The 25,192-nt window shown below is 59.7% G+C and carries 25 protein-coding genes and 1 tRNA gene; 17 read left to right on the top strand and 9 right to left on the bottom strand.

Annotation, left to right across the window (positions count from 1 at the left end; all coding sequences use genetic code 11):
- Positions 1-13 precede the first annotated feature (13 nt).
- Positions 14-1,321, bottom strand: coding sequence for an MFS transporter (locus HMPREF3098_RS07580; protein ID WP_070434619.1), 1,308 nt, complete (start codon positions 1,319-1,321; stop codon positions 14-16).
- A 278-nt stretch (positions 1,322-1,599) separates the two neighbouring features.
- Between HMPREF3098_RS07580 and HMPREF3098_RS07585 the strand changes: the two genes are divergently transcribed.
- The 7 genes from HMPREF3098_RS07585 to HMPREF3098_RS07615 all read left to right on the top strand — a co-directional run bounded on the left by HMPREF3098_RS07585 (position 1,600) and on the right by HMPREF3098_RS07615 (position 8,284).
- A complete protein-coding gene (locus tag HMPREF3098_RS07585; RefSeq protein ID WP_070434620.1) occupies positions 1,600-2,601 on the top strand; it encodes a siderophore ABC transporter substrate-binding protein in 1,002 nt (333 codons plus the stop codon).
- 59 nt (positions 2,602-2,660) lie between these two features.
- Complete coding sequence (locus HMPREF3098_RS07590) at positions 2,661-3,641, top strand: ABC transporter permease (protein ID WP_070434621.1); 981 nt, start codon at positions 2,661-2,663, stop codon at positions 3,639-3,641.
- A gap of 34 nt (positions 3,642-3,675) precedes the next feature.
- A complete protein-coding gene (locus tag HMPREF3098_RS07595) occupies positions 3,676-4,710 on the top strand; it encodes an iron chelate uptake ABC transporter family permease subunit (RefSeq protein WP_141739713.1) in 1,035 nt (344 codons plus the stop codon).
- Complete coding sequence (locus HMPREF3098_RS07600; protein WP_070434622.1) at positions 4,707-5,462, top strand: iron ABC transporter ATP-binding protein; 756 nt, start codon at positions 4,707-4,709, stop codon at positions 5,460-5,462. Before HMPREF3098_RS07595 ends, HMPREF3098_RS07600 begins: the two co-directional genes overlap by 4 nt.
- Before the next feature lie 192 nt (positions 5,463-5,654).
- The gene (locus HMPREF3098_RS07605; RefSeq protein ID WP_070434661.1) at positions 5,655-6,413 is read left to right on the top strand and encodes a dTDP-4-dehydrorhamnose 3,5-epimerase family protein; all 759 of its coding nucleotides are present in this window, start codon (positions 5,655-5,657) and stop codon (positions 6,411-6,413) included.
- Positions 6,413-7,291, top strand: coding sequence for a glucose-1-phosphate thymidylyltransferase RfbA (rfbA, locus tag HMPREF3098_RS07610; RefSeq protein WP_070434623.1), 879 nt, complete (start codon positions 6,413-6,415; stop codon positions 7,289-7,291). Before HMPREF3098_RS07605 ends, rfbA begins: the two co-directional genes overlap by 1 nt.
- A gap of 6 nt (positions 7,292-7,297) precedes the next feature.
- Positions 7,298-8,284, top strand: a complete 987-nt coding sequence (locus HMPREF3098_RS07615; RefSeq protein ID WP_070434624.1) for an aminoglycoside phosphotransferase family protein — start codon at positions 7,298-7,300, stop codon at positions 8,282-8,284.
- 34 nt (positions 8,285-8,318) lie between these two features.
- Here HMPREF3098_RS07615 and HMPREF3098_RS07620 read toward each other — a convergent pair whose 3' ends face one another.
- Positions 8,319-8,717, bottom strand: coding sequence for a hypothetical protein (locus tag HMPREF3098_RS07620; protein ID WP_070434625.1), 399 nt, complete (start codon positions 8,715-8,717; stop codon positions 8,319-8,321).
- 215 nt (positions 8,718-8,932) lie between these two features.
- On the opposite strand from HMPREF3098_RS07620, the gene HMPREF3098_RS07625 reads away from it, so the two are divergent.
- Together HMPREF3098_RS07625 and HMPREF3098_RS07630 are read left to right on the top strand one after the other, a co-directional pair.
- Complete coding sequence (locus tag HMPREF3098_RS07625) at positions 8,933-9,508, top strand: VanZ family protein (RefSeq protein WP_070434626.1); 576 nt, start codon at positions 8,933-8,935, stop codon at positions 9,506-9,508.
- A gap of 47 nt (positions 9,509-9,555) precedes the next feature.
- Positions 9,556-9,909, top strand: coding sequence for a DUF4229 domain-containing protein (locus tag HMPREF3098_RS07630; protein ID WP_371440971.1), 354 nt, complete (start codon positions 9,556-9,558; stop codon positions 9,907-9,909).
- 68 nt (positions 9,910-9,977) lie between these two features.
- Here the strand turns inward: HMPREF3098_RS07630 and HMPREF3098_RS07635 are convergent, their stop codons facing one another.
- The 4 genes from HMPREF3098_RS07635 to HMPREF3098_RS07650 all read right to left on the bottom strand — a co-directional run bounded on the left by HMPREF3098_RS07635 (position 9,978) and on the right by HMPREF3098_RS07650 (position 13,700).
- Complete coding sequence (locus tag HMPREF3098_RS07635) at positions 9,978-10,883, bottom strand: 1,4-dihydroxy-2-naphthoate polyprenyltransferase (RefSeq protein ID WP_070434627.1); 906 nt, start codon at positions 10,881-10,883, stop codon at positions 9,978-9,980.
- A 72-nt stretch (positions 10,884-10,955) separates the two neighbouring features.
- Complete coding sequence (locus HMPREF3098_RS07640; RefSeq protein WP_070434628.1) at positions 10,956-12,227, bottom strand: AMP-binding protein; 1,272 nt, start codon at positions 12,225-12,227, stop codon at positions 10,956-10,958.
- A gap of 86 nt (positions 12,228-12,313) precedes the next feature.
- The gene (locus HMPREF3098_RS07645; protein ID WP_052094922.1) at positions 12,314-12,667 is read right to left on the bottom strand and encodes a hypothetical protein; all 354 of its coding nucleotides are present in this window, start codon (positions 12,665-12,667) and stop codon (positions 12,314-12,316) included.
- 331 nt (positions 12,668-12,998) lie between these two features.
- Positions 12,999-13,700 carry a DoxX family protein gene (locus HMPREF3098_RS07650; protein ID WP_070434629.1) on the bottom strand — a complete coding sequence of 234 codons (702 nt, stop codon included), beginning with the start codon at positions 13,698-13,700 and terminating at the stop codon, positions 12,999-13,001.
- Between HMPREF3098_RS07650 and HMPREF3098_RS11540 the strand changes: the two genes are divergently transcribed.
- Positions 13,699-13,857: a hypothetical protein gene (locus HMPREF3098_RS11540; protein ID WP_168156003.1), complete on the top strand. Its 159-nt coding sequence runs from the start codon at positions 13,699-13,701 to the stop codon at positions 13,855-13,857. The two genes, HMPREF3098_RS07650 and HMPREF3098_RS11540, sit on opposite strands and share 2 nt — an antisense overlap.
- Before the next feature lie 11 nt (positions 13,858-13,868).
- Here the strand turns inward: HMPREF3098_RS11540 and HMPREF3098_RS07655 are convergent, their stop codons facing one another.
- Positions 13,869-14,864 (bottom strand): 1,4-dihydroxy-2-naphthoyl-CoA synthase, encoded by a 996-nt coding sequence (locus tag HMPREF3098_RS07655; protein WP_070434630.1) that lies wholly within the window; start codon positions 14,862-14,864, stop codon positions 13,869-13,871.
- Between the two features lie 166 nt (positions 14,865-15,030).
- On the opposite strand from HMPREF3098_RS07655, the gene HMPREF3098_RS07660 reads away from it, so the two are divergent.
- Positions 15,031-16,107, top strand: coding sequence for an o-succinylbenzoate synthase (locus HMPREF3098_RS07660; RefSeq protein ID WP_070434662.1), 1,077 nt, complete (start codon positions 15,031-15,033; stop codon positions 16,105-16,107).
- Between the two features lie 176 nt (positions 16,108-16,283).
- Here HMPREF3098_RS07660 and HMPREF3098_RS07665 read toward each other — a convergent pair whose 3' ends face one another.
- Entirely contained in the window at positions 16,284-16,490 is a 207-nt protein-coding gene (locus HMPREF3098_RS07665) for a hypothetical protein (RefSeq protein ID WP_070434631.1), read from the bottom strand.
- Between the two features lie 258 nt (positions 16,491-16,748).
- Here HMPREF3098_RS07665 and menD point away from each other — a divergent pair, with 258 nt between their 5' ends.
- From menD to HMPREF3098_RS07685, 4 genes are all read left to right on the top strand, one after another.
- Positions 16,749-18,761, top strand: coding sequence for a 2-succinyl-5-enolpyruvyl-6-hydroxy-3-cyclohexene-1-carboxylic-acid synthase (gene menD / locus HMPREF3098_RS07670; RefSeq protein WP_070434632.1), 2,013 nt, complete (start codon positions 16,749-16,751; stop codon positions 18,759-18,761).
- Positions 18,758-19,237 (top strand): DUF3592 domain-containing protein, encoded by a 480-nt coding sequence (locus HMPREF3098_RS07675; RefSeq protein WP_070434633.1) that lies wholly within the window; start codon positions 18,758-18,760, stop codon positions 19,235-19,237. The genes menD and HMPREF3098_RS07675 overlap by 4 nt, the downstream gene beginning before the upstream one ends.
- Positions 19,238-19,316: 79 nt before the next feature.
- Positions 19,317-20,759 (top strand): glycosyltransferase family 4 protein, encoded by a 1,443-nt coding sequence (locus HMPREF3098_RS07680; protein WP_083284314.1) that lies wholly within the window; start codon positions 19,317-19,319, stop codon positions 20,757-20,759.
- A 74-nt stretch (positions 20,760-20,833) separates the two neighbouring features.
- The gene (locus tag HMPREF3098_RS07685) at positions 20,834-21,526 is read left to right on the top strand and encodes a demethylmenaquinone methyltransferase (RefSeq protein ID WP_070434635.1); all 693 of its coding nucleotides are present in this window, start codon (positions 20,834-20,836) and stop codon (positions 21,524-21,526) included.
- A 119-nt stretch (positions 21,527-21,645) separates the two neighbouring features.
- On the opposite strand, the gene HMPREF3098_RS07690 is transcribed toward HMPREF3098_RS07685, so the two are convergent.
- On the bottom strand, positions 21,646-22,965 hold the full coding sequence (locus tag HMPREF3098_RS07690) for a geranylgeranyl reductase family protein (protein ID WP_070434636.1): 1,320 nt from the start codon (positions 22,963-22,965) through the stop codon (positions 21,646-21,648).
- 166 nt (positions 22,966-23,131) lie between these two features.
- On the opposite strand from HMPREF3098_RS07690, the gene HMPREF3098_RS07695 reads away from it, so the two are divergent.
- Together HMPREF3098_RS07695 and HMPREF3098_RS07700 are read left to right on the top strand one after the other, a co-directional pair.
- A complete protein-coding gene (locus HMPREF3098_RS07695) occupies positions 23,132-24,154 on the top strand; it encodes a polyprenyl synthetase family protein (RefSeq protein ID WP_070434637.1) in 1,023 nt (340 codons plus the stop codon).
- A gap of 333 nt (positions 24,155-24,487) precedes the next feature.
- Positions 24,488-24,572 (top strand) — tRNA-Tyr (locus HMPREF3098_RS07700).
- The last annotated feature ends 620 nt before the right edge of the window (positions 24,573-25,192 follow it).

A 25,192-nucleotide genomic window follows, 5' to 3' on the forward strand; every position in this document is an offset into this window, starting at 1 on the left:
GTCCGAAAGGGGCTTACAGCTCGCGGGTGTGTAGATCCTTCGGTGCAGTCAACGTGGCAGCTGTAGAGATGGCCAGCAAGACCATGAGGTAGATGCCGATGGACCAGGCATGGCCGGTCTTATCCAGCAGAAGTTGCGCAATCATAGGTGCGAAAGCTCCGCCCAGCACGGACCCCAATGCGTATCCAACGGACACTCCGGAGAAACGGATGGAGCGGGGGAACAATTCGGCGTACATGGCGGATTGTGGACCGTAGCTCAGGGCCAAGCCCGGGATGAGCAACAGGATGCCAACGGTGAACCACACTATTTTGCCCGTATCGATCAGTAGCCAGACGGGCACGATTAAGACGAACAGGGAAATGTAGCCGAGAGTAAAGGCTTGGCGGCGGCCGATCTTGTCCGACAACGCGCCCGACCACAAGGTGAGAGCTGCCCACAGGAGGGAAGCCACGATGACGGCGATGAACACTTGCTGCTGGGGTAGTTTCAACGTCTTGGCTGCGTACGACCCCATGAACGCGATGACCATGTAGCCGATTGCGTTGTTGGCGGCGAAGATCAGGGCTGCTTTGACTACCAGACCAGGGTGCTCGCGCATCATTACGCCCAAGGGGGCGCTGGACTGCTGTGCGCGTTCGCGGATTTCTTCGAACACGGGAGATTCGGCCACGCGGGAGCGAACGATTGCACCCACCACCACGAGTGCGATGGATAGGAGGAATGGGATGCGCCACGCCCACTCGATGTAACCATCTTTACCGACGATGGCCGTGAGAATCAGCAGAACCGCGGTGGCGGCGGAGAGTCCGAGTGGTACGCCCAGCTGTGGGTAGGAACCAAATAGGCCGCGCTTGTTGCGTGGTGCGTGTTCCACTGCCAAAAGGGCGGCGCCACCCCACTCGCCACCGGCGGAAAAGCCTTGGAGCACGCGCAGCAAGATCAGCAGGATCGGCGCAGCTATGCCAATGGAGGCGTAACTCGGCAGCAGACCGATCGCCGCGGTGGATGCTCCCATCAAGATCAAGGTGGCGGCGAGAACGCGCTTGCGACCCAATTTGTCGCCGAGGTGACCAGCGACCATCGCTCCCAGGGGGCGGAAGAGGAAGCTAATACCCAAGGAGGCCCAGGAGATGATCTGGGCAAGTGTGGCGTTGTCCTCGCCTAGGGGCTTGAAAAACTGGGAGGCAAACACCAGCCCGGCGGCTTGAGCGTAAATGAAGAAGTCGTACCACTCAATGGTCGTACCTACGAGGGTGGCTGCGAGAATCTTCTTTTCCTCATGAGCAGCGGGTTGGCTACGCGACGATGTTTCAGACATAACAGATCACGATAGTTGTTGGAGAAGAAATTCTGTGCAATAAATGCCGTTTTTGTTAGCTTCCGTATAAATTGCTGCGGGGGTGGGGGATTTGTCAGGCAACCCTATCTTTGGCTAGCCTTACTTTTCTAGAGCTAGGGTTAGACATGCCTAATCCTTGAATGTGAGGCGCCGGCACAAGAGGAGTGGCCGCCCCACGGTCATTGGCTCTACAGTGCACCGGGTGACGGCCGGCGGCAAAAATCAGTTGACCAATCCTAGTGAAATGAGATTTCTCAATGACCTTCACCCGAACCAAGATTGCCGCTGTGCTTGTTGCAGCGGGTCTCACTCTTGTTGCTTGCGGATCCGACGATGCCGGCTCATCTAAAGAAACAACGTCTTCCGCCGATGCAAACGCCCAAAAGATCAGCATTGAGGATAATCACGGCACGCAACAGGTGCCCATGAAGCCGACCAAGATCGCCTCGACCGACAACCGCACGTTCGAGATTCTGGACAAGTGGGGTGTGGACCTCGTTGCCGCGCCAAAGCAGATTGTGCCCAAGACCCTGCCGAACATCCGCAACAACGAAGACATCAAGGATATGGGCAGCCACCGTGAACCCAATATGGAAGCCCTAGTGGCCGCGCAGCCAGATCTAATCATCAACGGGCAGCGCTTTAAGACCAAGTACGACGAGATCAAGAAGCTGAACCCTCAAGCCGCGATCGTGGAATTCGAACCGCGTGACGGCGAGTCTTTGGACAAAGAATTGAAGCGCGAGACCGAGGCCATGGGCAAGATCTTCGGCAAGGAGGCCGAGGCTAAGGCACTCGTGGATGACTTCGATAAGGCGATCGAACGCGCGAAGAAGGCCTACGACCCGAAGAAGAAGGTCATGGCTATCAACGTTTCCGGCGGTGAAATGGGCTATGTAGCCCCAGGTAAAGGCCGTTTCTTCGGCCCGATCTTCGATTGGTTGAAGCTGACTCCTGCGCTGGAGGTAGCTAACGCCTCCGATGACCACCAGGGTGATGACATCAGCGTGGAGGCCATCGCAAACTCCAAGCCGGATGTAATGCTGGTCATGGATCGTGATGCTGCGATTTCCGCTGCTGAGGAGCCCGGATACAAGCCCGCTGCGGACGTACTAAAGGGCGCGGATGCTCTGAAGAACGTGCCGGCAGTCAAGAATGACGTCGTCGTGTTTGCGCCGGAGGATACCTACGTCAACGAAGGCATCATCACCTACACCGAGATGCTGAACGCTATCGCGGACGCATTCGAAAAGGCCTAGAGCTGCTGAGGTGAGCACCCCTACCCAGGGCGCGCACTCTGACAACAAAGGAGGACGAATTGGCGACGGCCACCTTGGAACGCACCACACGAAGTAAGCGACTGGATTTCAAGTTGCTTCTCGCCGTCCTGCTTGTTGCAGCGCTACTGGCCGCGAGTCTGATGACGGGCGAGTACGACATCTTCTCCGGTGAGGATGGCGCCGAGATATTCGCTCTCACTCGCATCCCGCGCACCATCGCATTGGTGCTCGCCGGCGCGGCCATGGCGATGTCTGGGCTGGTAATGCAAATGCTTACGCAGAACCGGTTCGTTTCCCCAACCACCACCGGCACCACCGAATGGGCTGGTTTGGGGTTGCTCTTGGTCATGATCTTTGCCCCTACCGCCTCGCTGACCGGTCGGATGGTCGGGGCTATTGCAGCATCGTTTATCGGCACGATGGTTTTCTTCCTTTTCCTGCGGCGGGTCTCCCTTCGGTCGTCGCTGGTTGTCCCCATCGTGGGCATCATGTTGGGTGCTGTGGTTTCTTCTGTTTCCACATTTATCGCTTTACAATTCGACGCCTTGCAGTCCCTCACCGTGTGGTTCGCCGGAAGCTTCACCAGCGTGTTTAAGGGGCAATATGAGGTGTTGTGGATCGTCGCTGGCGTGGTCGTCGCGGTGTTCCTCATCGCAGACCGCCTGACTGTGGCTGGTTTGGGCGAAGACATCGCCACGGGGTTGGGGTTGAACTATCAGCGCGTGCTTTTCCTTGGAACGGGCCTGGTGGCTGTCGCCACCGGTGTGGTCACGGTCGTGGTGGGCAACCTGCCGTTCCTGGGGCTGATCGTGCCCAATCTGGTTTCCATGATCCGTGGTGATGACCTGCGCAGCAATCTGCCGTGGGTAGCACTCACGGGCATCGCCGTAGTTGCGGTGTGCGACCTGCTTGCCCGCATTGTCATCGCTCCATTTGAAATCCCCGTGTCCGTCATCCTGGGCGTGGTGGGTTCGGCAGTGTTCATTGCAATGATTGTGAGGCAACGTCGTCGTGGCTAATAGGCTTTCCATTTCACCTACCGAGTTCTCGCCAGTGGGCGTTCGCGCAGAATCCGCGTCGCGATCGACCAGGTCCGCCGGCGCGTTCCCCACGGCGGTGGCTCGTCGTACCTACTGGCTTTTCCTCATTGGTCTGGTCCTCGCAGGCCTTGCATTCGCGTTTGGGTTGCTAGCCTATGGAAATCCCATGCCGGTGGGGACCCCGGCTTTCTGGTTGCTCGCCGAGCGCCGTATGAACGCGGTGATCGCCATCGTGATCGTTGCGCTGTGCCAGTCGCTGGCCACCGTGGCATTTCATACCGTGACCAACAACCGCATCATCACCCCATCCATCATGGGTTTTGAATCTCTGTACGTGGCGTTACACACCGCCACGGTGTACTTCCTCGGCATCGCCGGGGTAGCGGCTGGGCGTTCCACGGGAATGTTCGTGGCACAGATCGCCCTGATGGTGGTTGTGGCCGTCATGCTCTACGGCTGGTTGCTCACGGGCAAGCGGGGCAACATGCACTCCCTGTTGCTGGTGGGCATTGTCATGGGCGCAGGTTTAGGCTCCGTATCCACGTTTCTACAGCGCATGCTAACCCCCAGTGAATTCGATGTACTGACGGCGCGCCTTTTCGGCAGCGTGTCTAACGCAGACCCCGCATACTTCCCCGTCTCGGTTGTGCTCGTGGGCTTGGCGGGGGTTGGGCTACTGGTGATGTCGCGGCGCCTCAACGTTATTTCTTTGGGACCCGACGCCACCGCGAACCTCGGCCTCAATCACCGTAGGAACACGATCATGGTGTTGGTGTTGGTTACGGTGCTGATGGCCGTATCCACCGCGTTGGTCGGACCCATGACGTTCTTAGGGTTCCTCGTGGCAACCTTGGCCTATCAATTTGCCGGTACGTATGACCACCGGCTGGTGTTCCCCATGGCGTTTGTCACCGCATTCGTGGTGCTGACCAGTGCCTACTTCATGATGAACCACGTGTTCTACGCCCAGGGAGTGGTGAGCATCATCATCGAACTGGTCGGTGGTTCGCTGTTCTTGTACGTCATTTTGCGAAAGGGCAAACTGTGATTCATTTGGAGAATGTGCGCAAGGCGTACACCAGTGAAGTGGCCATTGGCCCGGCAACTCTGGAGATTCCCGCGCAGGGCATTACTGCACTCGTGGGACCAAACGGAGCAGGTAAGTCCACCTTGTTGACGATGATTGGGCGTCTGCTGGGTATCGATGAGGGGCAGATCACGGTCGCGGGGATGGATGTCTCTTCCACGAAGTCCAAGGACTTGGCCAAGGTGCTGTCGATTCTTCGGCAGGAAAACCACTTCATTACCAAACTGACGGTTCGCCAATTGGTCGGATTCGGGCGCTTCCCGCACTCCCATGGGCGCCTCACTAGGCAAGACGAGGAGATCATCAGTCGATACATTGACTTCCTGCACTTGACCGAGCTGGAGAATCGTTACCTCGATGAGTTGTCGGGTGGACAGCGCCAGCGCGCCTATGTGGCAATGGTGCTGTGCCAGGAAACTGATTACGTGCTGTTGGATGAACCCCTGAACAACCTAGACATTGAGCACTCGGTGCAGATGATGAGCCACCTGCAGCGCGCCGCCAAGGAATTTGGCCGCACAATCATTGTGGTGTTGCACGATATCAACTTCGCAGCGAAGTACGCGGATTACATCTGCGCGGTAAAAAACGGTCAGATCGCCCGTTTCGGCCCTAGTGCAGAGATCATGGAGGGGGAGATCCTCACCGACATCTTCAACACCGCCGTCACGGTTATCGACGGCCCGGATGGCCCCTTGGCGGTCTATTACTAAGCATTTACCAAGCCTTGGATTCTCCACGCCGTGAAATCCAGAAGAGCAATTTTTCGTGTAAATTCACTCCGATAGAAACGCAGTGTGGGTGTGACGTGGCTTTGACGTGGGTCGGAGTAATGGATCGGGGAATCTTTCTGATTGCTTACCGAGGATGCATTCAGCCCACGCCCACCCGCTAACATTGTCTCCATGAGCGATACCCAGCTGACCACCGTTGCCGACGGCCGTTCCATCGCCGAAGCCTTGGAACAAGCCGATCCCGGATCCATTGTGGATCTGCCCATTCCAGGCGCCTGGGTGTACGTACCGCGCGTGTTCGGCGATGATCGTGGCAGTTTCCACGAGGCCTTCCGTGGGGAGCAGTTCACGGAGAAGCTGGGGTATCCCCTCAATATTGCGCAGTCCAATCTCTCACGCTCGGGGGCGAATGTCATCCGCGGCATCCACCTCGCAGAAGTTCCGCCCGGACAGGCGAAACTGGTCACGTGCGTGGCCGGAGGAGTAACCGATGTACTGGTCGATGTGCGGGTGGGTTCCCCCACGTTCGGCAAGCACCTGCAGGTGCCCCTCAACGAGCAGAATAATTTCGCCCTATTCGTTCCCTTGGGCGTGGGGCACGGGGTGGCGTCGGAACACAAAGGCGCCACGTTGTACTACCTGGTGACCGAAGCCTACGACCCGGACCGGGAGTTTGGCCTGCATCCTTTCGACGCCACCCTGAACATCAATTGGCCCGTTGAGCAGTCGGCAGCAGTATTGTCGCAGAAGGATGCCACGGCGCCGACCGTGGACCAGGTACGGGACCGCCTAAGCAGTTATAACGACGTTCGGGGATGGGAAAAAGAACTGCGGCGCGACTGGGCCGAAGCCTTGGCCGAATCTGAAGCGTGGAGCGAGCCTTCCGATAACGGCGGCGCCCGGAACCCCAGTGGCGGGAGGGGCCGCTAGTGAAAGGCATCATCCTCGCCGGAGGGACGGGTAGCCGGCTGTGGCCCATCACCCAAGGGATTTCCAAGCAGCTCGTCCCCGTGTACGACAAGCCGATGATCTACTACCCGCTGACCACCCTCATGCTGGCAGGTGTGCGGGAGATCCTGGTGATCACCACGGCCGCCGATGCGCAGCAGTTCAAAGGACTTCTGGGCGACGGCAGCCAGTTCGGTGTGAGCTTGCAGTACGCGGTGCAAGATCACCCAGGGGGATTGGCCGAAGCGTTCATTGTGGGCGAGGACTTCATCGGCAACGATTCAGTAGCTCTAGTGTTGGGGGACAACATCTTCTACGGTGCCGGGTTGGGCACGCAACTGCGCCGGTTCAACAATCCCGATGGCGGGGCCATCTTCGCCTACTGGGTAGCAGAGCCCCAGGCCTACGGAGTGGTGGACTTCGACGCCAACGGGCGGGCACTCAGCCTAGAGGAAAAGCCCCAGCGGCCGAAGTCCAATTATGCGGTTCCGGGACTGTATTTTTATTCCTCCGATGTGGTGGAGATCGCAAAGGGACTGTCTCCCAGCGCACGGGGCGAGCTGGAAATCACCGACATCAACCGCACATATTTGCAGCAAGGCCGCTTGCAGGTGGAGATACTGCCCCGCGGTACAGCGTGGTTAGATACCGGGACCGTGGACGATCTGGCCGCGGCCGGCGACTTTGTTCGCGCAATCGAAAAGCGCCAGGGGTTGAAGGTCAGCTGTCCGGAGGAAGTCGCGTGGCGGCTGGGATACATCGATGATGATCAGCTGAAATCCCGGGCGGATGCGTTAGCGAAAAGCGCCTACGGGCGCTACCTGCAGCATCTTTTGGTGCGTGAGGAAGTAGGTGGATAACCCAACATGGTTGCGTTGAAAAAACTGCCGGATATGGTGCGCCGAACGTGGCGGGACTTATCGTGGACCAGCGAAGAGGTGCCGGAGCAGGGAATGGACCACGCAGTGATGATCCTGCGGGGAATCACTTCCGCTGAAGGGGAACTGCAGGGCATGGTCCCCGAATCTACCGTTGTGCGCGTTCCCCACGAGCCCGAGTATCGGGATCAAGCGCCGCTGGAATCCGCGTTGATCTCGCAGCTCTTCCGCGGGTCTTCCGTGAGGGTGCCAGAAACTGTCCGCCAAGCGTATGCTCGCGGCACTTTCAATACCCCGAACCCGGTCATGTTGACCTTGCAAACGGAGGTCACCGGGGTGCCCCTGACTAAAGAACTATGGGCCACCCTCAGCGATAGCCAGCGCGAATGGGCTGCGGAACAATTGGGCAGTTTGCTGGCCAGCATGCACACGATGGATCCGGATTTGCTGCCGGTCAGTCGCGTGGAGTGTTGGTGGTCCGATGGCCCGGCCACATCTACGCTCAACGAATCCCCGCGCACGCTGCCGGGGAAAATGGCGCTGATGAAGTCGCGGATGGCGGACTTTCTGGCCCCGAACCTCACGTCTCGAGAAATGGATGCCGTGGAGGAAAACTTCGCCCAGGTCGATGCGTTACTTGCCCGCCCACACCAACAGCGCTGCCTGACGCACTCCGATCTGTTCCAGTCCCACCTACTGTGGAGCCGCGATGGGGGAGTGGGGGTGATCGACTTCTCCGATATGACCGTGGGGGATCCCGCCGTGGACTACTGCCACTTCGTGGACATTGATAGTGGGTTGCAGGAGCGCGTGCTGCAGTTGGCGCTGGAAAATGGGCCGGAGGATTTGTACCAGGTGAGCGAGGGTGTTCCCCGCTTGTTGGAACGTGCCCGGATCTTTAAACAGTGGGACAATATTTTCTTACTCATCGACCACTACCGAACGGGGCGCTCCCCGCGTGTGAAGCTGCTCTGACGGGGAGTTTACTCTCACGGGGAGTTGGCCCTCACTACGGTTCAGTGTCAGGTCGCGGCGCATCATCGGGGGGTGGGGTGCCACCGTCGGTGGAATCATCACCGTGTGGCTCGCCGTCGTCATGCGGTTTGTCACCGCGCTGCTGCTGTTGCCGGCGCAGCCGCTCCAGCCTTTCTCGGCGCGCTCGCTGCTCGGCCTCCCGCTCGGCTTGCCGTTCTGCCTCGCGGCGCTGTTTAAACCTTTCTTTCTCGATATTCCACAAGAAATCAGGATCGTCGTCCGGCCCCTTAGCGCGTAGCTCAGTGGGGTTGTTTTTCCGGCCTATTTTACCGACGCCCCTCGCCGCCCCCGACTGACCGGATCCTGGTCCAAATGCCTTCCACAACAACACGATCGTGATGATGATCAGCACGAGGAGAAGTAAGCGACCCATGGAAAACTCCTTGGTGGAAGGCAGCGGGGCGTCGTATACAAAAAAGACGCCACAGTGTGGTGTGTATTAGTTCTTCGTACAAGTTGTAGCAGAACGCCCAGCGTTTACGGCAGCCCGTCCGACAACCGTGGGGTGTTAAGGCGGTCACTCTTCGCTTAAGCTGAGACGAGAAGTTGCTTCAGGAAAGCTTCATGTGTTCGCGAAGGGAAAACGGAATGCGCACATCGCAGGGATCGGTCACAGAACAAAGGCAGGCGCAGCGGCCTGCGCGTGGGCTGATCGTGACCGCGATCGTGGGATATGCGGCCGTGATTGTGGCGCTGACCACGCTTAAGGCGTTCTTCCAAATCGGGTATTTGTGGAAGCCGGAGAACCAGCGAACCCGAGAGCTCATGTTAGTGCCTTTCACCATGCTGCGACGGTCGACAACGTGGTTCGGCCCCGTCTTTGATTACGTGGGCAACGTGGCTTTTTTCGTACCCCTGGGCATGCTTCTATTCGTCGCACTGTTTCAACGGCAGCGGGCGGTGCTTAAAGTGACTGTGCTGTGTTTGGCCTTTAGCGTGTGCGTGGAAGTAGCTCAATATGTATTTGAGTTGGGCCGAACTTCCACCGATGACGTGTGGTGCAATGCGCTGGGCGCTTTCATCGGTGCGGTGTTCGCCAAAGCCTGTGGCCCGCGGTGGCACAAGGTGTGGGTGTGGTTGGCCTTAGCACTGACCGCTGTATTCGCGGTTCTGGTTGGGATGGGTGAGAGGTTGGGGGACCCAGATAAGGTCGTGGACCTCTAAAGCCCTAAATAGCTTTCGCAGACCACCGGGCGCTAGGCTCGTAATTTGTGAGTGAAGAAGCAATCCCCCAGAAGAATCAACCGGTGCGACCCGAGGCCACAGAACAGCCTAAGTTGGCCTCGTCCACTAAAAAGGATGTTCTACTCTACGGGTTGGCCCGCCTGTTGCTGTTCGTTGTATTGACCGCGGTTATTCACGGCATTGTTTTGGCTTTGGGTATGGCGAACAGCTTCCCGCTGCTGATGAGCGCCCTGCTGGCCCTCATCTTGGCTTTGCCGCTATCCATGTTGTTGTTTAGTAAGCTGCGCCGTCGTGTGAACAACGAGATCGCAGCGTGGGATGCCGATCGTCGGGCCCACAAGGACCAAATGCGCCGTCAGCTGCAGGAACGTTTGAACTAGCGCAATCCAGGCACAACCCAGGCACAACCCAGGCACAACGCAGGCACAACCCAGGAGCCCTACGCGACTTATGCAGCCGAGCTGATCAGTGCGCCAATCAGCATTGCGATTGACCACAGCAGCATGCCGCGTCCCGTCATTCCCAATACGGGGATCAGCGCTTTACCCTTAGCCCCACCCATAACCGGGCGGGCCGCTAGGACAAATAGCGGCACGGCGATCAGCCCCAAGAGCGTGGCGAGATTCCCCACCGCCATCGCGATGGTCAGAAAAACTGCCGCTACGATGAGCCCAATCCACAGCCGACGGGTGCGGGCATCGCCTAAGCGTACGGCCAGCGTGATCTTCCCCGTTTCCGCGTCCGTCGGAATGTCCCTCAAGTTATTGGCCAAGTTCACGCTAGAGGATAGCGCGCCTACCGCCACGGCCATGCCCAGTCCTCGCCAAGAAACAGCCCCCGTCTGGGTAAATTCTGTGCCCAGGACCGCGACCAGTCCGAAGAAGATGAACACGGCCACTTCACCCAGCCCGCGATAACCGTAGGGATTCTTTCCGCCGGTGTAGAACCATGCACCCGCGATGCAGGCCGCACCCACCAGAATCAGCCACCAGGCAGACAGCAGACTGAGGATCACGCCGGCCACTCCCGCCACTGCGAAGCTGGCGAACGCTGCGTATTTCACTTGCTTCGGTGGAACCAGCCCGCTGCCGGTCAAGCGCAGTGGTCCGGAGCGATCATCGTCGGTTCCGCGAATCCCATCGGAATAATCGTTGGCATAGTTCACACCTACGATAAGCGCCCAGGAAACCACGCCTGCTAAAACGGCACGCAGCAGGTCGGCTTGCTCGGCCAGCACGGCGGCGGCTGTTCCCGCCAATACCGGTGCGAATGCGTTGGCCCAGGTGTGCGGGCGCGCTCCCTCCAGCCATTGTGCGGGAGTGGCTCCGGGGTAGTCACGAGACACGGTGGTCAATTGCTTCTTGGCTCCTCAACAATCGGGTTGTACGCGCCATCGGGTTCATCACCCGGCGGAAGCAGCGCGATTCTAATCAGTAAGCAGTGTAGTCTGCACCCATGCTTTGGCCCGCTGCCGGTCGATCTTGCCAGGTCCCGTCATCGGCAGTTCGGCGACTTCCCACGCACGTTGCGGGATGAGGTGCCGTTCCACTTTCCCGCGCAGCTGGTCGCGGACTCGCTGGGTCACGTCGCTTGGCGTGGTCGCGGTGTTGGCTTCTATGAGGAGGACGACGCCCTCTCCAAACCGCTCATCGTTCACCCCTAGGGCACACGTCAGTCCCTGGGTCACACCGTTGTCGCGGGCAGCCCGCTCCACGTCTTCGAGCAGCACCTTGTACCCGCCGATGTTCACCGCGCCATCGGCGCGGCCGTGGATGGACAAGGTGGCGTCGGGTAAAAGAACCCCAAGGTCAGAGGTGAGGAATGTGCCATCAGACGGAAAAGAGGCCCGGGAATCGACGTTGCGATATCCGCGCGCGACCATGGGGCCGGTCAAAGTGATGCGCCCTGAGTTCGTGGTGGGGTCTGGGTCTGTGATGGCGATGCTGGCGCCCGGTAGGGCCCGACCGTTATAGACCATGCCGCCGCTGGTTTCACTGGAACCGTAAGTGAGTGTGAGGTGCACCCCTTGGGCGCGTAGAGAGCGGATGAGTTCCGGGTTTGCTGCGGCGCCGCCCACGAGAACGGCGGCATAGTCCGATAGCGCACGGACGGCCTGGGGGCTCGTGAGGCGGTGTAGTTGAGCTGGGACCAAGGAGGTGTACAGATCCGCAGTAGGGTGAGTGGTTTTCAAGCGACGGGTATCAGCGATGAAGGATTCCGCCGTAAAAGGGGTCTCGGCAACGAGGTGCGATGCGGCGATAGGGGTGAAGCCCGCGTGCATGCTGCGTAGTAGGACCTGTAGTCCCGCGATGTGGTGGGCTGGTAGGGCCAGCAGCCATGCGCCGGGAGCGGTACCGAACGTGGTGCGCAGGTAGGTCTCGGTCGCGGTGATGGAGGCTAGGAGATTACTACGATGAAGGATTGCGCCCTTGGGGGTTCCCGTGGACCCGGAGGTGCAGGCGATAAGGCAGCCGGGTTCGATCGGCTCGTCCACGCGCATGAGGGTTGCCAGGTTGGGTGAGTTGGGTGCCGCGGGGCCCGACTGTGCGTGTCCTGAGCGTGGGTATCCGGTGGCCGGTTCCTGGGGGAGCGGGAGAATAGAAATCTTGCCTTGCATCACCTGGCGCAGCGTAGAGATCGAGGCGGGAAGGTGGGCGGCGGAGATTGTCGCGGCTTGCAAGGGGACTGTGGCGGACATGCCTTTTAGGCTACCCTTGGCGCATGTGTGGCTACGCTTGGCGCTTGTGTGGCTACGCTTCAGCGGGTTGGATAGAGGGTTTCGGGCTAAGCGGATGACGGCACGTGGAGGTGGAATTCCTTCAGCATTTGCTGGGCGGTTTCGAATTCCAGGTCGGTGGGCAACCGATCGTGGATAGCTAGGTAGGCAATCTGCAGATCGGTATCGGTAGCTGGCGTGCGGCCGGTATCCACGAGGTAGGCCAGTACTGAGTGGAATGAGGGGCTGCGGGAATCCAGAGCGTTCAAGCTGGGAGTGGGCAGATCGGCTTGTTCGGTGAAGTAGGAGGCCAATTCATGCTCGTTGTTCGGCAGAGTAGTGCCGTCGGACAGCACTATGCCTTCCGCGATGTTTTCACGGTTACGAAGTTTGCGGAGCAGTTGAACTAGGGGGTTGAACATAGTGCACCCCTTTCTTTGAAATCAGCGACCTAGGGGGGCATGTTAGGTCAATGTGTTGGGCTCAGCACAATTGTTGGAGATACCAACGAGCGTTCGTGCGATATTTAAGTTACAACTTAGTGAACAATAGTGGGGGCAGTCAAGTATTTTTGGGTAAAAACCTGAACAAAAGGGGAAAGATCCCCAGATGAATATCTGGGGATCAGGGGCGGGGGTGGTGTTGTGGGTTTGGAGGGGTTGTGGGTTATCTGGGGTTTGGGATTTCTCGGGTTTCTAGCGATCCAGGTTGTGGGGTTTGGGCTGTGCTGGGGTTGTGGGTTTGCTGGTGTTTCTAGCGGTCCAGGTTGTTCTGGCCGTTGTGTGGAGTGCGGAACACTTCCGTGGCCGTGTTGTCATTACCCGTCGCGGAGGAACCCGCAGGGAAGTTGTTGTTCGCGGCAGGGACGGAACCATAACCGGTGGTCGGGTTTGCGGTGGAGGCTGCTGTGGAGGTGGTGGGATTTACAGCGGGATTGGCGGCGTGCAGATTGTTGTCGTAACTAGGGAAGGGCGTCTGAGCTGCGGCCTCTTGGTTGCGCTCACGCTCCTTGCGTGCCCGACGTGCGCGGAAGGGAGCAGTGAACAAGTGATCCAAGCTGAAAGCACCAGCGCCAGCCGCTGCGAGGAACAGCCCGGCGGCACCAATAACACCGGCCAACTCCCATCCGGAATCCTGCACGAAAATTCCGTTGCTGCGGTGCGCGATGATGACCGCGCCGACCATGTGGACGAAGAGGATCGGGCCGACAAAACGGACCAACAGGCCCAGAATGATGAGGATGCCCCCGACGAGCTCTACCCACGTGGCGATTTGGGAAGTGATCTCGGGCATGGGTGCGCCCATCTGGTCGAAATTGGACTGCGTTTGTTCTGGCCCCCACGTCTTGAACTTTTGCCAACCGTGGGCGATGAGCACAGCGCCCAGAATGATGCGACCGAGAAGCGTTGCAATGCTGTGGAGAGGATGTGGTGAGTGGGTCGTGGTTTTAGGCATGACTTATAATTTACCATTGTTTGCCATCCCTCCGGCTGGCACCCGACTACGACTTCCGCAGATGGCCACGCTGGCGAGCCCCGCCCGTGGCCAACCGAACGTGCTGGGTGCAAGGCTTGCTCACCAGCAAGGGCAAGGCGTAGCTGTCTATGCCTAGGGTAACTGCCTTTAGTAGTAGTAAGGGAACTCATCCCAGCGCGGATCGCGCTTTTCAAGGAAGCTATCGCGCCCCTCCACGGCCTCATCCGTCATGTAGGCCAAACGAGTGGCTTCCCCAGCGAAGACCTGCTGGCCCATCAAGCCATCATCGGTCAGGTTGAACGCGAACTTCAGCATGCGCTGAGCGGTAGGGGATTTGGTGTTGATCGCGCGGGCCCACTCGATGGCCACGTTTTCTAGCTCCGCGTGATCTGCTACCTCGTTGACGGCCCCCATGCGGTGCATCGTTTCCGCATCGTACGAACGGCCGAGGAAGAAAATCTCGCGCGCGAACTTCTGTCCCACCTGCTTCGCTAGGTACGCGGACCCATATCCAGCGTCGAAGGATCCCACGTCGGCGTCAGTTTGCTTAAAACGCCCGTGCTCCCGGGATGCCAAGGTGAGGTCACACACCACGTGCAAAGAGTGGCCACCGCCGGCAGCCCACCCGTTCACCACGGCGATAACGACCTTCGGCATGGTGCGAATCAGGCGCTGGACTTCGAGAATGTGCAGGCGCCCACCTTCGGCTTTCACACGAGCTTCATCGACGTGATCCGCAGTGGCGGCCTGCACATCTCCATCGTGATTAGTGGCGTACTGGTAGCCCGAACGGCCACGAATGCGCTGATCGCCACCTGAACAGAAAGCCCAGCCACCGTCCTTGGGGGAAGGTCCGTTGCCCGTCAGCAAGATCGTGCCGATATCTGGGGAGCGGCGCGCGTGATCGAGGGCGCGGTACAGTTCATCGACAGTGTGGGGCCGGAACGCATTGCGCACCTCCGGGCGGTCAAAGGCGATGCGAACAATACCGTCTTTGCGCTCGGTGCCGATATGGCGGTGGTAGGTGATGTCGGTGAAATCGAAACCGGGAACCTCGCGCCACTGGGAGGCATCAAAAGGGTTAGCGGAATCGCCGGCTGCGCCCGTGCCGGTAGCGGGGGTGGAATTCGCAGAATCAGTCATGTCCCGCATTCTATCGAGTCTCTGAGATCCACCATCCCCAGGCGGTGGCATGCTGGAGAACATGAACAATCAGCCCCAGCGCGACCAGGCTTCACAGGATCAGCCCCAGCGCGGTCAGGCTTCACAGGATCAGTCCCAGCGTGGCCAGGCCTCACAGGATCGGCCCATGCGTGGCCAGGCTTCACAGGATCAGCCCACTGCTAGCATGCCCAGCGTTGACGAGCTTCTCGAGCGTGCCCACGTGGTTTCTCTACCTTTGCGCGTACCTTTTCGCGGTGTCCAGGTGCGGGAGGCTTTATTATTCGACGCCCCCTTCCGCTGGGCGGAATGGGCCCCTTTCCTTGAATACCAACCGGAGGAGGCATCCAGGTGGCTGTGTGCGGCTGTGCAATACGGCTATACCTCAGCACCTGATCTGGCGAATTCCTGGGTGCCCGTCAATGCCACCATTCCTGCAGTGGATGTACGCGAGGACCCGGATGTTATCGGTGCCCTGATGCAGCGCTACCCGGGATGCACCACGGTCAAAATCAAGGTTGCGCAGAAAGGTCAGCAGCTCGCAGATGATGTTGCCCGCGTGCGGGCCGTTCGGCAGTGGTGCAGCCAAGCGGGAATTGACGAACCCAAGGTGCGCCTTGATGCGAATGGGGCGTGGAGTGTTTCCCAAGCTCTGGAAGCCATCGCAGCCATCACTGCGGAGGGTCCGCTCGATTATGTGGAGCAGCCGTGTGCCACTGCCGAAGAGTTGGCTGAGGTGCGCCGGCGGGTGGGCGTTCTGGCTGGTTCATCCGAGCCCGTGCGCATCGCTGCCGATGAGTGCATCCGGAAAAGCGCCGATCCACTCACCGCTGTCACGGACGTCATCGATGCTGGTGCTTGCGATGTCGTGGTGCTCAAGGTGCCTCCCCTGGGTGGAGTGGAACGCCTGCTCAGCATCGCCCGCGCTGTCGCCCCTTGTGGGGTTGCGGTGACCATGAGTTCCGCGCTGGACACCGGTATCGGTCTGGGTGCGGGCCTCGAGGCCGCCGCGCGCCTTCCGGAGGTGGGCTCGGTATCGCAGGCTGCCGGCCTGGCCACGGGGTCTCTCTTCGTTGAGGACCTCGCTCCTCGCCCCATCGTTGACGGTCGCATCCAAGCGGGGCCTCTTATTCCCGACGCCGACGTGCTCCGCGAGTTCGCCGCCAGCGGGAGCCGGAAGGATTGGTGGTTCGAGAGACTCAAAAAGGCCTACCAGCACCTGTAACGATGTCGAGCACCTGTAACGGTGCCAGGCATTTATGGCGGTGCTCGGCATCTATCCCGATGCCCAGCGCCTATCGCGAAGCTCAACACCTATCGCGGTGACAAGCATTTATCGCGGTGCGCCGTTAGGCCCTTAAAGAAATGGTGAGCGAATAGCTCTGCTAGCGAAACTCGGGCTTAGTTATCGGAACCGGAGGTGTTGGTTCCACCCTCGGACTGATCCAAGAACACCCACTCGCCCTCGCGTTCAACCTCGAGACCCCAGCCCAGGGAGTCGTCTGCCTTGGACTCTTCCTTGAACCAGTCGTAAGCCTTCTCGTCAGAGGCGAATTCTGCTTCCTGTACAACGTTCTGCTTGGCGTCCTTGATGCGGTAGTTAGGCATTGCTTCTCCTTAGAGTGGTGATTTTCAGTGTTGCGACAAAGCACAGGAGTGGCTCTAGGTGAACCGGCTCCGTGGGCGCCACCGTAGCAGCGTGGTGGAAACTGTGTCGCCGATTACGGTTACGTTTGGGGGCATGTGAGTGATTGGCCTCGTTTCTGAGAGACGGCGAAGACAGGGAGATGACCCAGCCCGCGAGACCGTCCAGAGTGAGGCGGTGGGGTATTCGCGTTGTAGTGGTTGCTCGGTAAGTTAGACAATGTGACTAATCCGAAGGTGCCTGAAGTGAACGCCCCGCAACTCGATGTACCGGTAAGCCCAGCCATGACAACGGCTTTGGTGATTGTCGAAGAGCTTATCCGGAGCGGGATACGCGAAGCCGTTGTGTGCCCGGGATCGCGGTCGGCACCCCTAGCGATTGCCATCGCGGAAGCTGATCGCGTGGGCCGGTTACGCATGCACGTGCGAACCGATGAACGCACTGCTGCTTTCCTAGCTCTCGGCCTGGCTAAGTACTCCCGCCGCGCGGTGCCGGTAGTCATGACATCGGGCACGGCGGTCGCGAATTGCCTGCCAGCAATGGTGGAGGCCACGCTGACGCACGTCCCCCTCATGGTGCTATCGGCCAACCGCCCGCTGAAAATGGTGGGAACGGGGGCGAACCAGACCATTGACCAGGTGGGTATCTTCGGTTCGCATTCAGTGTGCACTCGCACCCTAGATCAGATCGGAGAGACTTGTGCGCAGCGCGGGATCACCGAAGGACTACCGGCCGACCAGGTGGACTTCCTGCGCAATACCGTCGGTGAAGTGATTGCAGCGGCGATGCACCCCACCGAGGGAGGGGGAGTGCAATTGGATGTTCCGTTGCGGGAACCCCTTGTGCCAGAGGACAGCGCGGTGGTGGGCCTGGGGGCGTCCGAAATCCAAGAAAGCCTAAGCCAAGGCCAGCACCGGGCAACCAACCAAGAGCAACCAGCGGGGCCGGCAGGCGCCCAGGAAAAACTCGGGCGCCCCGGTGGCAGCGAAGTGCACATGCACACTGTGCGAAAGATTGACACCGATGCGGTGTCGAATACGCTCTACAACCATAGCTGTTCCGAAGCCATGCCCACTGTGCGAAAGATTGAGCCCGATGCGGTAGCGGTCGACCTGGGAAAACGCACGTTGGCGATCGTGGGAGAGGTCACCGATCGGGCGTGGGGGCGCCGCATCATGGAACAGCTATCGGGTGTGCCCACGATGGCCGAACCTATGGCACCCGACGCGCCGGAGATTCCCGTGCATTCCGCTGCGGCAGCGATGTTTACGGCAGACACCGTGGCCCATGGAGAATATTCAGCGGTGACCCGACCGGAACAAATCGTAGTAGTGGGGCGCCCCACGCTGCACCGGCCGGTGGCGCGCCTGCTGGCCGATCCGGAGATCCGCGTGGTGGTGGTCACGGATACTAATACGGTGACTGATGTCAGCGGCACGGCGGCAGCCGTCACACGTGCGATCACCTTGACGGGGGAGGTCGATCAACAATGGTTGTCCGTGTGCCGCGCGATCAGTGACATGGGGGCGGAAGCTGTGCGCCGAACGCTCGAGGACAGTGACGAGTTTACTGCGATCCATGCTGTGGCTGCCGTAGCTGATTCGCTCCGTGATGGGGATGCAGTGGTGCTAGGAGCATCTACAACGGTGCGCGATGCCTCGCGCGCCGGGTTGCCATTTTCCGGAGTTGCCGCCTATGCCAGCCGGGGCGCTGCCGGGATTGATGGGACAGTGTCTACCGTGGCGGGGGTGGCTTTTGCGCATGCCTCCAGTGAGCCGCACACCATGCGCGCTCCCCGCACCATTGCAGTGATGGGCGACCTGACGTTTCTGCACGATATAGGTGGATTGAATATCGGTCCCCTTGAGCCCCACCCCGATAACCTGCTGATCATCGTCACGAATGACAACGGAGGGGGAATCTTCGAGACCCTAGAGCCCGGGCGAGAGCAGCTACGGAGGTTCCCTGATGGCAGCGAGATGTTCGAGCGGATCTTCGGAACACCACTGCGCGCTAACCTCGGTGAATTGTGTGCGGGATTCGGTGTGCCACACCGCCTGGTGACCACGCCAACCGAATTGGCCTTAGCGATCGAAGAGCACGCGGAGCTGGGATACCTCAGTGCAGATGACGAAGCCATTGGCAGCGGTATTGCCGTGATCGAAGCGCAAGTGAGCCGGGCGGGGCGTCGAAATGTAGAAAAGGCTATCCGTGAGGCAGTGACTCCCCGATGAACCAAGCAGCCAAAGCTACCTTGGAGCAATCAGTGCCGGCCCTGCCACGCCGAGAACGGGTGGTACGTCGCGCCCGGCAGCTGGTGATTGCGTTGACCATTTTTGGGGTGCTGGCTTGCCTGGGGATGATTGTGACCGCGGCTATTGATGACTACGCGATCTCGCGCGATCGGGCAACGGCGACTGCCGACGTGTTGGATACGGGTGCCTTGCGAACAACCGTGCGGTTCCATGACAGCCAAGGTAACTATCACCAGCCGGACAAGGGGTTGAAGTACCCAACGGGGCTGGTGAAAGGACAGAAAGTACGCGTGGAATACCAGCAGAGCAATCCCAAGAACGTGAAGGTCGCCGGGCGCGGTTGGACATTGGCTTTTCTGCCGGCACTCAGTTCGTTGGCGGTAGTGCTGTTCGTGGGTGGCGGGCTATGGTTACTCCTGAGGTCTCGTTTGTTTGCCAAAACTTCACCCGCGTAAACCGCTGTTCGGAATCATTTGCGCAAAGCTTTACCCGGCGGTCATGAGGATGTGAAGTCAGTGGGAGAAGGTGAATCCTATGCGTGTTGCAATTGTCGCCGAGAGTTTCCTGCCCGTCGTTAACGGCGTGGTGAATTCCGTTTTGCGCGTGCTGGAGCACCTGCGTCGTCATGGACACGAAGCCCTGGTGATTGCGCCGGCCGCAAAGGACGGGCAGGAAGAAATCACGCACTACCTCGGCCACCGCATCACTCGCGTACCCGCCGTGGACGTTCCGGGGGTTAACTCCCTGCCCATCGGTGTGCCACTGCCCCGCGTGCTGACGGAAATGCGCGATTTCCAACCGGACGTGGTTCACCTCGCCAGCCCTTTTGTTCTCGGCGCCGCCGGCGCGGCTGCTGCCAAAACCCTAGGGTTGCCATGCGTGGCTGTCTATCAAACTGATGTTGCGGGTTTTGCGAACAACTACGGCGCAGCCATGTTGTCCCAGGCCGCATGGCGCGTCACGCGCGCACTGCACAATAACTGCACTATGACTTTGGCGCCGTCTTCGGTCACTATCAAAGAGCTAGAGGAACACAAGGTCCGCAACGTCTTCCATTGGGGTCGTGGTGTGGACATCGTCCGTTTCAACCCCGCTAAACGCAGCGAGGACTTGCGGTCCTTCTGGCTCGACGCCGGGCGCTCCAAACGCGCAGCCCTTCATAGCGGAAAGGCCGCATCCTTCGGCGCGGATCAGGTGACCGTGGTCGGCTTCGTTGGCCGCTTGGCAGCTGAAAAGTCCGTGGAGCGCCTAGCGGTGCTAGATGACCGAGATGATATCCAATTGGTTATCGTCGGTGATGGCCCAGAACGTGAAGACTTGGAAAAAATCATGCCAACCGCCGTATTCACGGGTGGCATGTACGGGGATGACCTGCCACAGGCCTTTGCCAGCTTGGATATTTTCGTTCATGCGGGGCAGTTCGAAACTTTTTGTCAGGCCATCCAGGAAGCACAGGCCTCGGGCGTGGCCACCATCGGCCCGCGTGCTGGTGGGCCGATCGACCTCATTACTCCAGGAGTAAATGGTCACCTGCTGGATGTGGATTCATTTGAACGCGATCTGCCCAGTGCAGTTGAAGACATCATCAGCCGCGGTGTGAAAGGCTTTGGAGCCGCGGCATTTGAAGGGGTGCAATCCAAGTCGTGGCCGGGGTTGTGCAGCCAGTTACTGGATTACTACGATCTGGCAATCGATATGCACGGGCGCAAGGGGTTGCTCTCTCGGAAGTTCTTCCGCAAGGGGCCACCGGAGCGTTTCATGGGTGTGGCCGCGGATGTGGAATCCATGATGGCTGCCGCTACCAGTACGGGGGCTCTCGCAGTGGCGGCCGGGGAGCGGTTGCGTAAGGCACAGGAATCTCCCGCGCAGATCGCGGCGCAGCAGACCAGCCAGCGCCGGGCGCAGCACAGCGCTGCAGAACCAGCGCAAGGTTCAGTGCGCCGCCCCAGTGAGACGGACCAGGCTGCCCCGTTCTAACCGATAGGACTGTTGGGTTCTTAACGCCCCCACGGCTGTCCCCGCGCGGGTCAGCACGTCTAAGATGAGGGATTATGTCACGGGCGAGCTTGGATAAGAAGCCCCACGAAGTCGCGTCGATGTTCGACGGTGTGGGAAAGAATTACGACATCACCAATACGGTCTTGAGCTTTGGTCAAGATCGTATGTGGCGGAAGCGTACCCGTCGGCGCCTGAACCTGGGCCCTGGAGATGTGGTGTTGGACCTCGCCGCGGGAACCGCGGTTTCCACTGAGGAGCTAGCCGAGACCGGGGCGTTTTGTATTGCCTGCGACTTTTCCATGGGTATGCTGCGCGCGGGCGCCCACCGCCAAGTACCCAAGATCTGCGGCGATGGAACCCAGTTGCCTTTTGCCGATGCCACTTTCGATGCGGTCACGATCAGCTACGGCTTGCGCAACATCGTTGACTACCGCGCTGGCTTGCGGGAAATGGCTCGTGTAACGAAGCCCGGTGGCAAGTTGGCAGTAGCGGAGTTCTCCACCCCCGTAATCCCCGTGTTCAAAACGATCTACAAGGAATACCTCATGCGTGCCCTGCCCGAGGTGGCACGGGTCGTGAGCTCTAACCCCGATGCCTACATCTACCTGGCTGAATCCATCCGCGAATGGCCAGACCAAGAAGAATTGGCGCGCGAGATCGCGCAATGCGGATGGGAAAATGTGGGCTGGCGGAACCTCACCGGAGGCATTGTTGCACTACACAGCGCCACGCGACGCGCAGACTAGCTGGCACTGAGGGCCGTGAACAGGTAGCTCCAGCGCCACGTGGCTACTACGGTAACCGGTAGCTTCAGCGCCACGTGGTTACGGCGCCTTCCCATTCGAACTCCGGGCCGCATCGTCAGTTACAGCGCTATTGAACGACCGAATAACGGTCGCGCGTCTTGGGCAAGTAGTTTGTCCGCGCCCACGCTCAAGGCCCCGACCGCCCGCCACACGCGGGACGTCACGTCGCGGTCCCGCGGGGAGACTAGATTACCCATCACACGGGTGGCCACCGCCATCACTGCGTGGGCCTGGGGTCCCCGCATTCCCACTGGTCCCAGCGCAGACATCAGCCCCGGCATTGTCAACCCCATCGCCAGCCGGCGCGCCAAGCTGAAGGCCTCGCCGTACTCTTCCCGCAACACCGCCGGCCACATGAAAAGCAATCCGTGGGGATTGCGTGGGGCGTCGGGTAAGAGTGAAACCACCAAACGAGCGGATTCGAGGGCATAGTCGATGCCTTCGCCATTGAGGGGGTTGACCAGTGCAGCAGTGTCCCCGATGGTGGCCCAGTTTTCGCCCGCGACCCGTGTGACGGCCCCACCCATGGGCAAAAGAGCGCTTGTGACACGCGCGGGTGCGCCTTCAATAGCCCATTCTTCGCGCAACTGCTCAGCGTAGTGGCGCAGCAGTTTCTTGGTATTCACCCCGGAGGGGCGTTTCGCGGTGGCTAACGCACCACAACCCAGGTTCGCCTGCGTGCCGCCAAGCGGGAAAACCCAACCGTAGCCGGGCTGTGCAACATGGGCCTCATCCCGCAATTCCAGGTGCGAGTGAATCCATGGTTCATCGCCGTGCGGTGTGGTGATGTATGAACGCGCGGCGACACCGTGCACCATTCCACGCAACCACTGCACACCAAGCTTCCTCGCGACCGTACTGCGCACCCCCTCGGCCAACAGCAGGAATTTAAAGTGGCACGTGACCTGCTCTCCCGTTGCCTGGTCCACCCCTGTGACTGCGGATACGCGATTGGCGCGGTCGTGCGTGGCGTCGAGAATTTTGATGCCTCCGTGAAACTGCGCGCCCGCAGCAACCGCGTGGCGCAGAAGGGCTGAGTCCAACTCGGTGCGGGCGATCGCCGAACCCCGGGTGGGGAAACTGCCGGTGGACGGCCATGGTTCAGTTACCGAACCTCCGAAACCATGCAGCTTCAGTCCGTTAATGTGCGGCCGGTCGTTCAGAATCCCCTGGGCGCCCATGTGGTGTAACGCCGCCACAGCTCGCGGGGTAAGGCCATCGCCGCACGTCTTGTCGCGCGGGGTGGTGAGGTGGTTTGCCATATCGACGACGCCCACGTGGTAGCCGGCTTGAGCTGCATACCAGGCGGCCGCACTGCCAGCTGGGCCGGCGCCGACGATGAGAACGTCCGAGGAGATGGTACGAGACATAAATGTCATTGTGGCACGTATCGGTAATTGCGAAGCGCTAAGGTAACCTAGTTGAAGAATCTGCGAGACTTATGTGCGCGAGCCGTGCAGGGCACCATACCCGGCGCGTCGCACTGTGCTCCATACGGAGCAGTTTTTACATATCCACGACGAATGACGAGGCTGACCGAAGGAAATGGCAAGCACTGAAAACGCCGCCGTGAAATCTACCCCGGTAGCACCGCAACTGGGCAGCCCAGGGCTTAATGAAATGCTCCAGGCGCGTGTCGAGGTGGCGGAAAAGTTGCTGCGCGAATCGCTGATGGAAGGCGAGCCATTCCTGACGGATAAGATCAACCACTTGGCGATCGCCGGTGGTAAGCGATTCCGCGTGGTGTTTACCCTGTTGTCCGCGCTGTACGGGGAAAAGCCCACGGCCGATGAGGTTTACAAGGCTGCGGTTGTGGTGGAGCTGACTCACCTGGCCACGTTGTACCACGACGATGTAATGGATGAAGCCGATCGACGACGCGGGGCCGACAGCGCGAACATGAGGTGGGGCAACTCCATTGCCATCCTGGCGGGGGATTACCTCTTCGCGGTGGCTTCGGACATGCTTGCGGACTTGGGTGCCGCAACTGTTAGCCACTTTGCTTCCACGTTCCGTGAGCTGGTTACGGGGCAGATGCGCGAGACCGTGGGATGCGCAGAGGGACAAGACCCCATTGAGCACTACATGACCGTCATCCAGGAAAAGACGGGCGTGCTTATTGCCGCAGCCGGCTTCCTTGGGGCGGAGCATTCCGGCGCGCCTGTGGAAGTGCGCGATGCGTTGCACGCATTTGGGCGCAACATGGGCCAGGTTTTCCAGATCGTTGATGACATCATCGATATTTGGTCCGATCCCGAAGAATCCGGCAAGGTACCCGGAACGGATCTGCGCGAGGGCGTATTCACGCTTCCCGTTCTCTATGCAATGCGTCAGGATGACGAAGTGGGTGCTCGCTTGCGAGAGATCCTTACGGGGCCAGTTGAAGACGATGCGTTGGTGGAAGAAGCCCTTGAATTGATCAAGCGCTCCGAAGGCCGTGAGCGCGCGCAGGAGCAGGTTCAGATCTACCGCGATAGGGCAGAAGCCGAGTTGGGTAAGTTGCCTGAGTCTGAGGCGACTACAGCGCTGCGGGAGCTTTTGGGATTTGCGCTGAAGCGCTTGGGTTAACCCGGTGCGTGGGGGAGTCGGGTGCGTGGGTGAGTTGGGTGTGTGGGGTAGTTGGGTGCCAAGGTGACCCGGTGCGTGGCTGAATCTGGTGCTTGGCTGACGCGGTGCGTGGGGGAGGTAGGTGCCTAGGTGACCCGGTGCGTGGGGGAGGCAGGTGCTTGGCTGACGCGGTGCGTGGGGGAGCCGGGTGCGTTGCTGAATCTGGCGCGTGGGGGAGTCGGGTGACCGGGTAGACCATGGCTCACCGACGCGGAAGAATGCCCAGCCGAACTGCTGATTTGTGCTTTCTGCGATAGTTCATAGTAAAGTATCGAGCGCACCCTTGAGGTGCACGCCAGATTGCCCGAGCGGCCAAAGGGAGCGGATTGTAAATCCGTCGGCATTGCCTACGTTGGTTCGAATCCATCATCTGGCACCATCAAAAACCCGGTGAAACTGAAAGCTTTCAGTCCCACCGGGTTTTGTTTTCGTGCGTTTTGGGTGGGTTAAGGGACAGAAAGTGTGTCCGGTCGGCGTGTCGTCGGCTGGGCCTTTTGTGTTTATCTGATGGTGCCTTTTTGTGTGCTGATGTTGTGTTGGTAGTCAGCTACTTTTAGAAGTGATGGGGGGCAGGGAGTTCAGACGGGTGCAGGAAGTTTTCCCGATCGCTCCGGTGTTCGCGTATTGATCCCGGTGCGGATGTTCCTCTATTGAACTCGCTGCCGGATTTCTTGAGCTGATTAACGAATGTGCAGCAGAAGTCCAACAAAAACGCGTCATTTTGTCAGAGTTCTGCTGCACATTTTGTGAACTGGTGCGTGGGCGGTGGGGTGCGCCCTGCTCTCGGTGCCGGTATTCTCGGCATCCGGGCTTTGAAGGGCAAATGTGCAGCAGAAGTCCAACAAAAACGCGTCATTTTGTCAGAGTTCTGCTGCACATTTTGTGAACTGGTGCGTGGGCGGTGGGGTGCGGACTGGTGCGTGGGCAGTAGGGAGTGAACCGGTGCGTGGGCGGTGGGGTGCGCTCTGCTCTCGGTGCCGGTATTCTCGGCATCCGGGC

Origin of the sequence: Corynebacterium sp. HMSC28B08, assembly GCF_001806865.1 — a bacterium.
GTDB classification, from domain to species: Bacteria; Actinomycetota; Actinomycetes; order Mycobacteriales; family Mycobacteriaceae; genus Corynebacterium; species Corynebacterium auriscanis.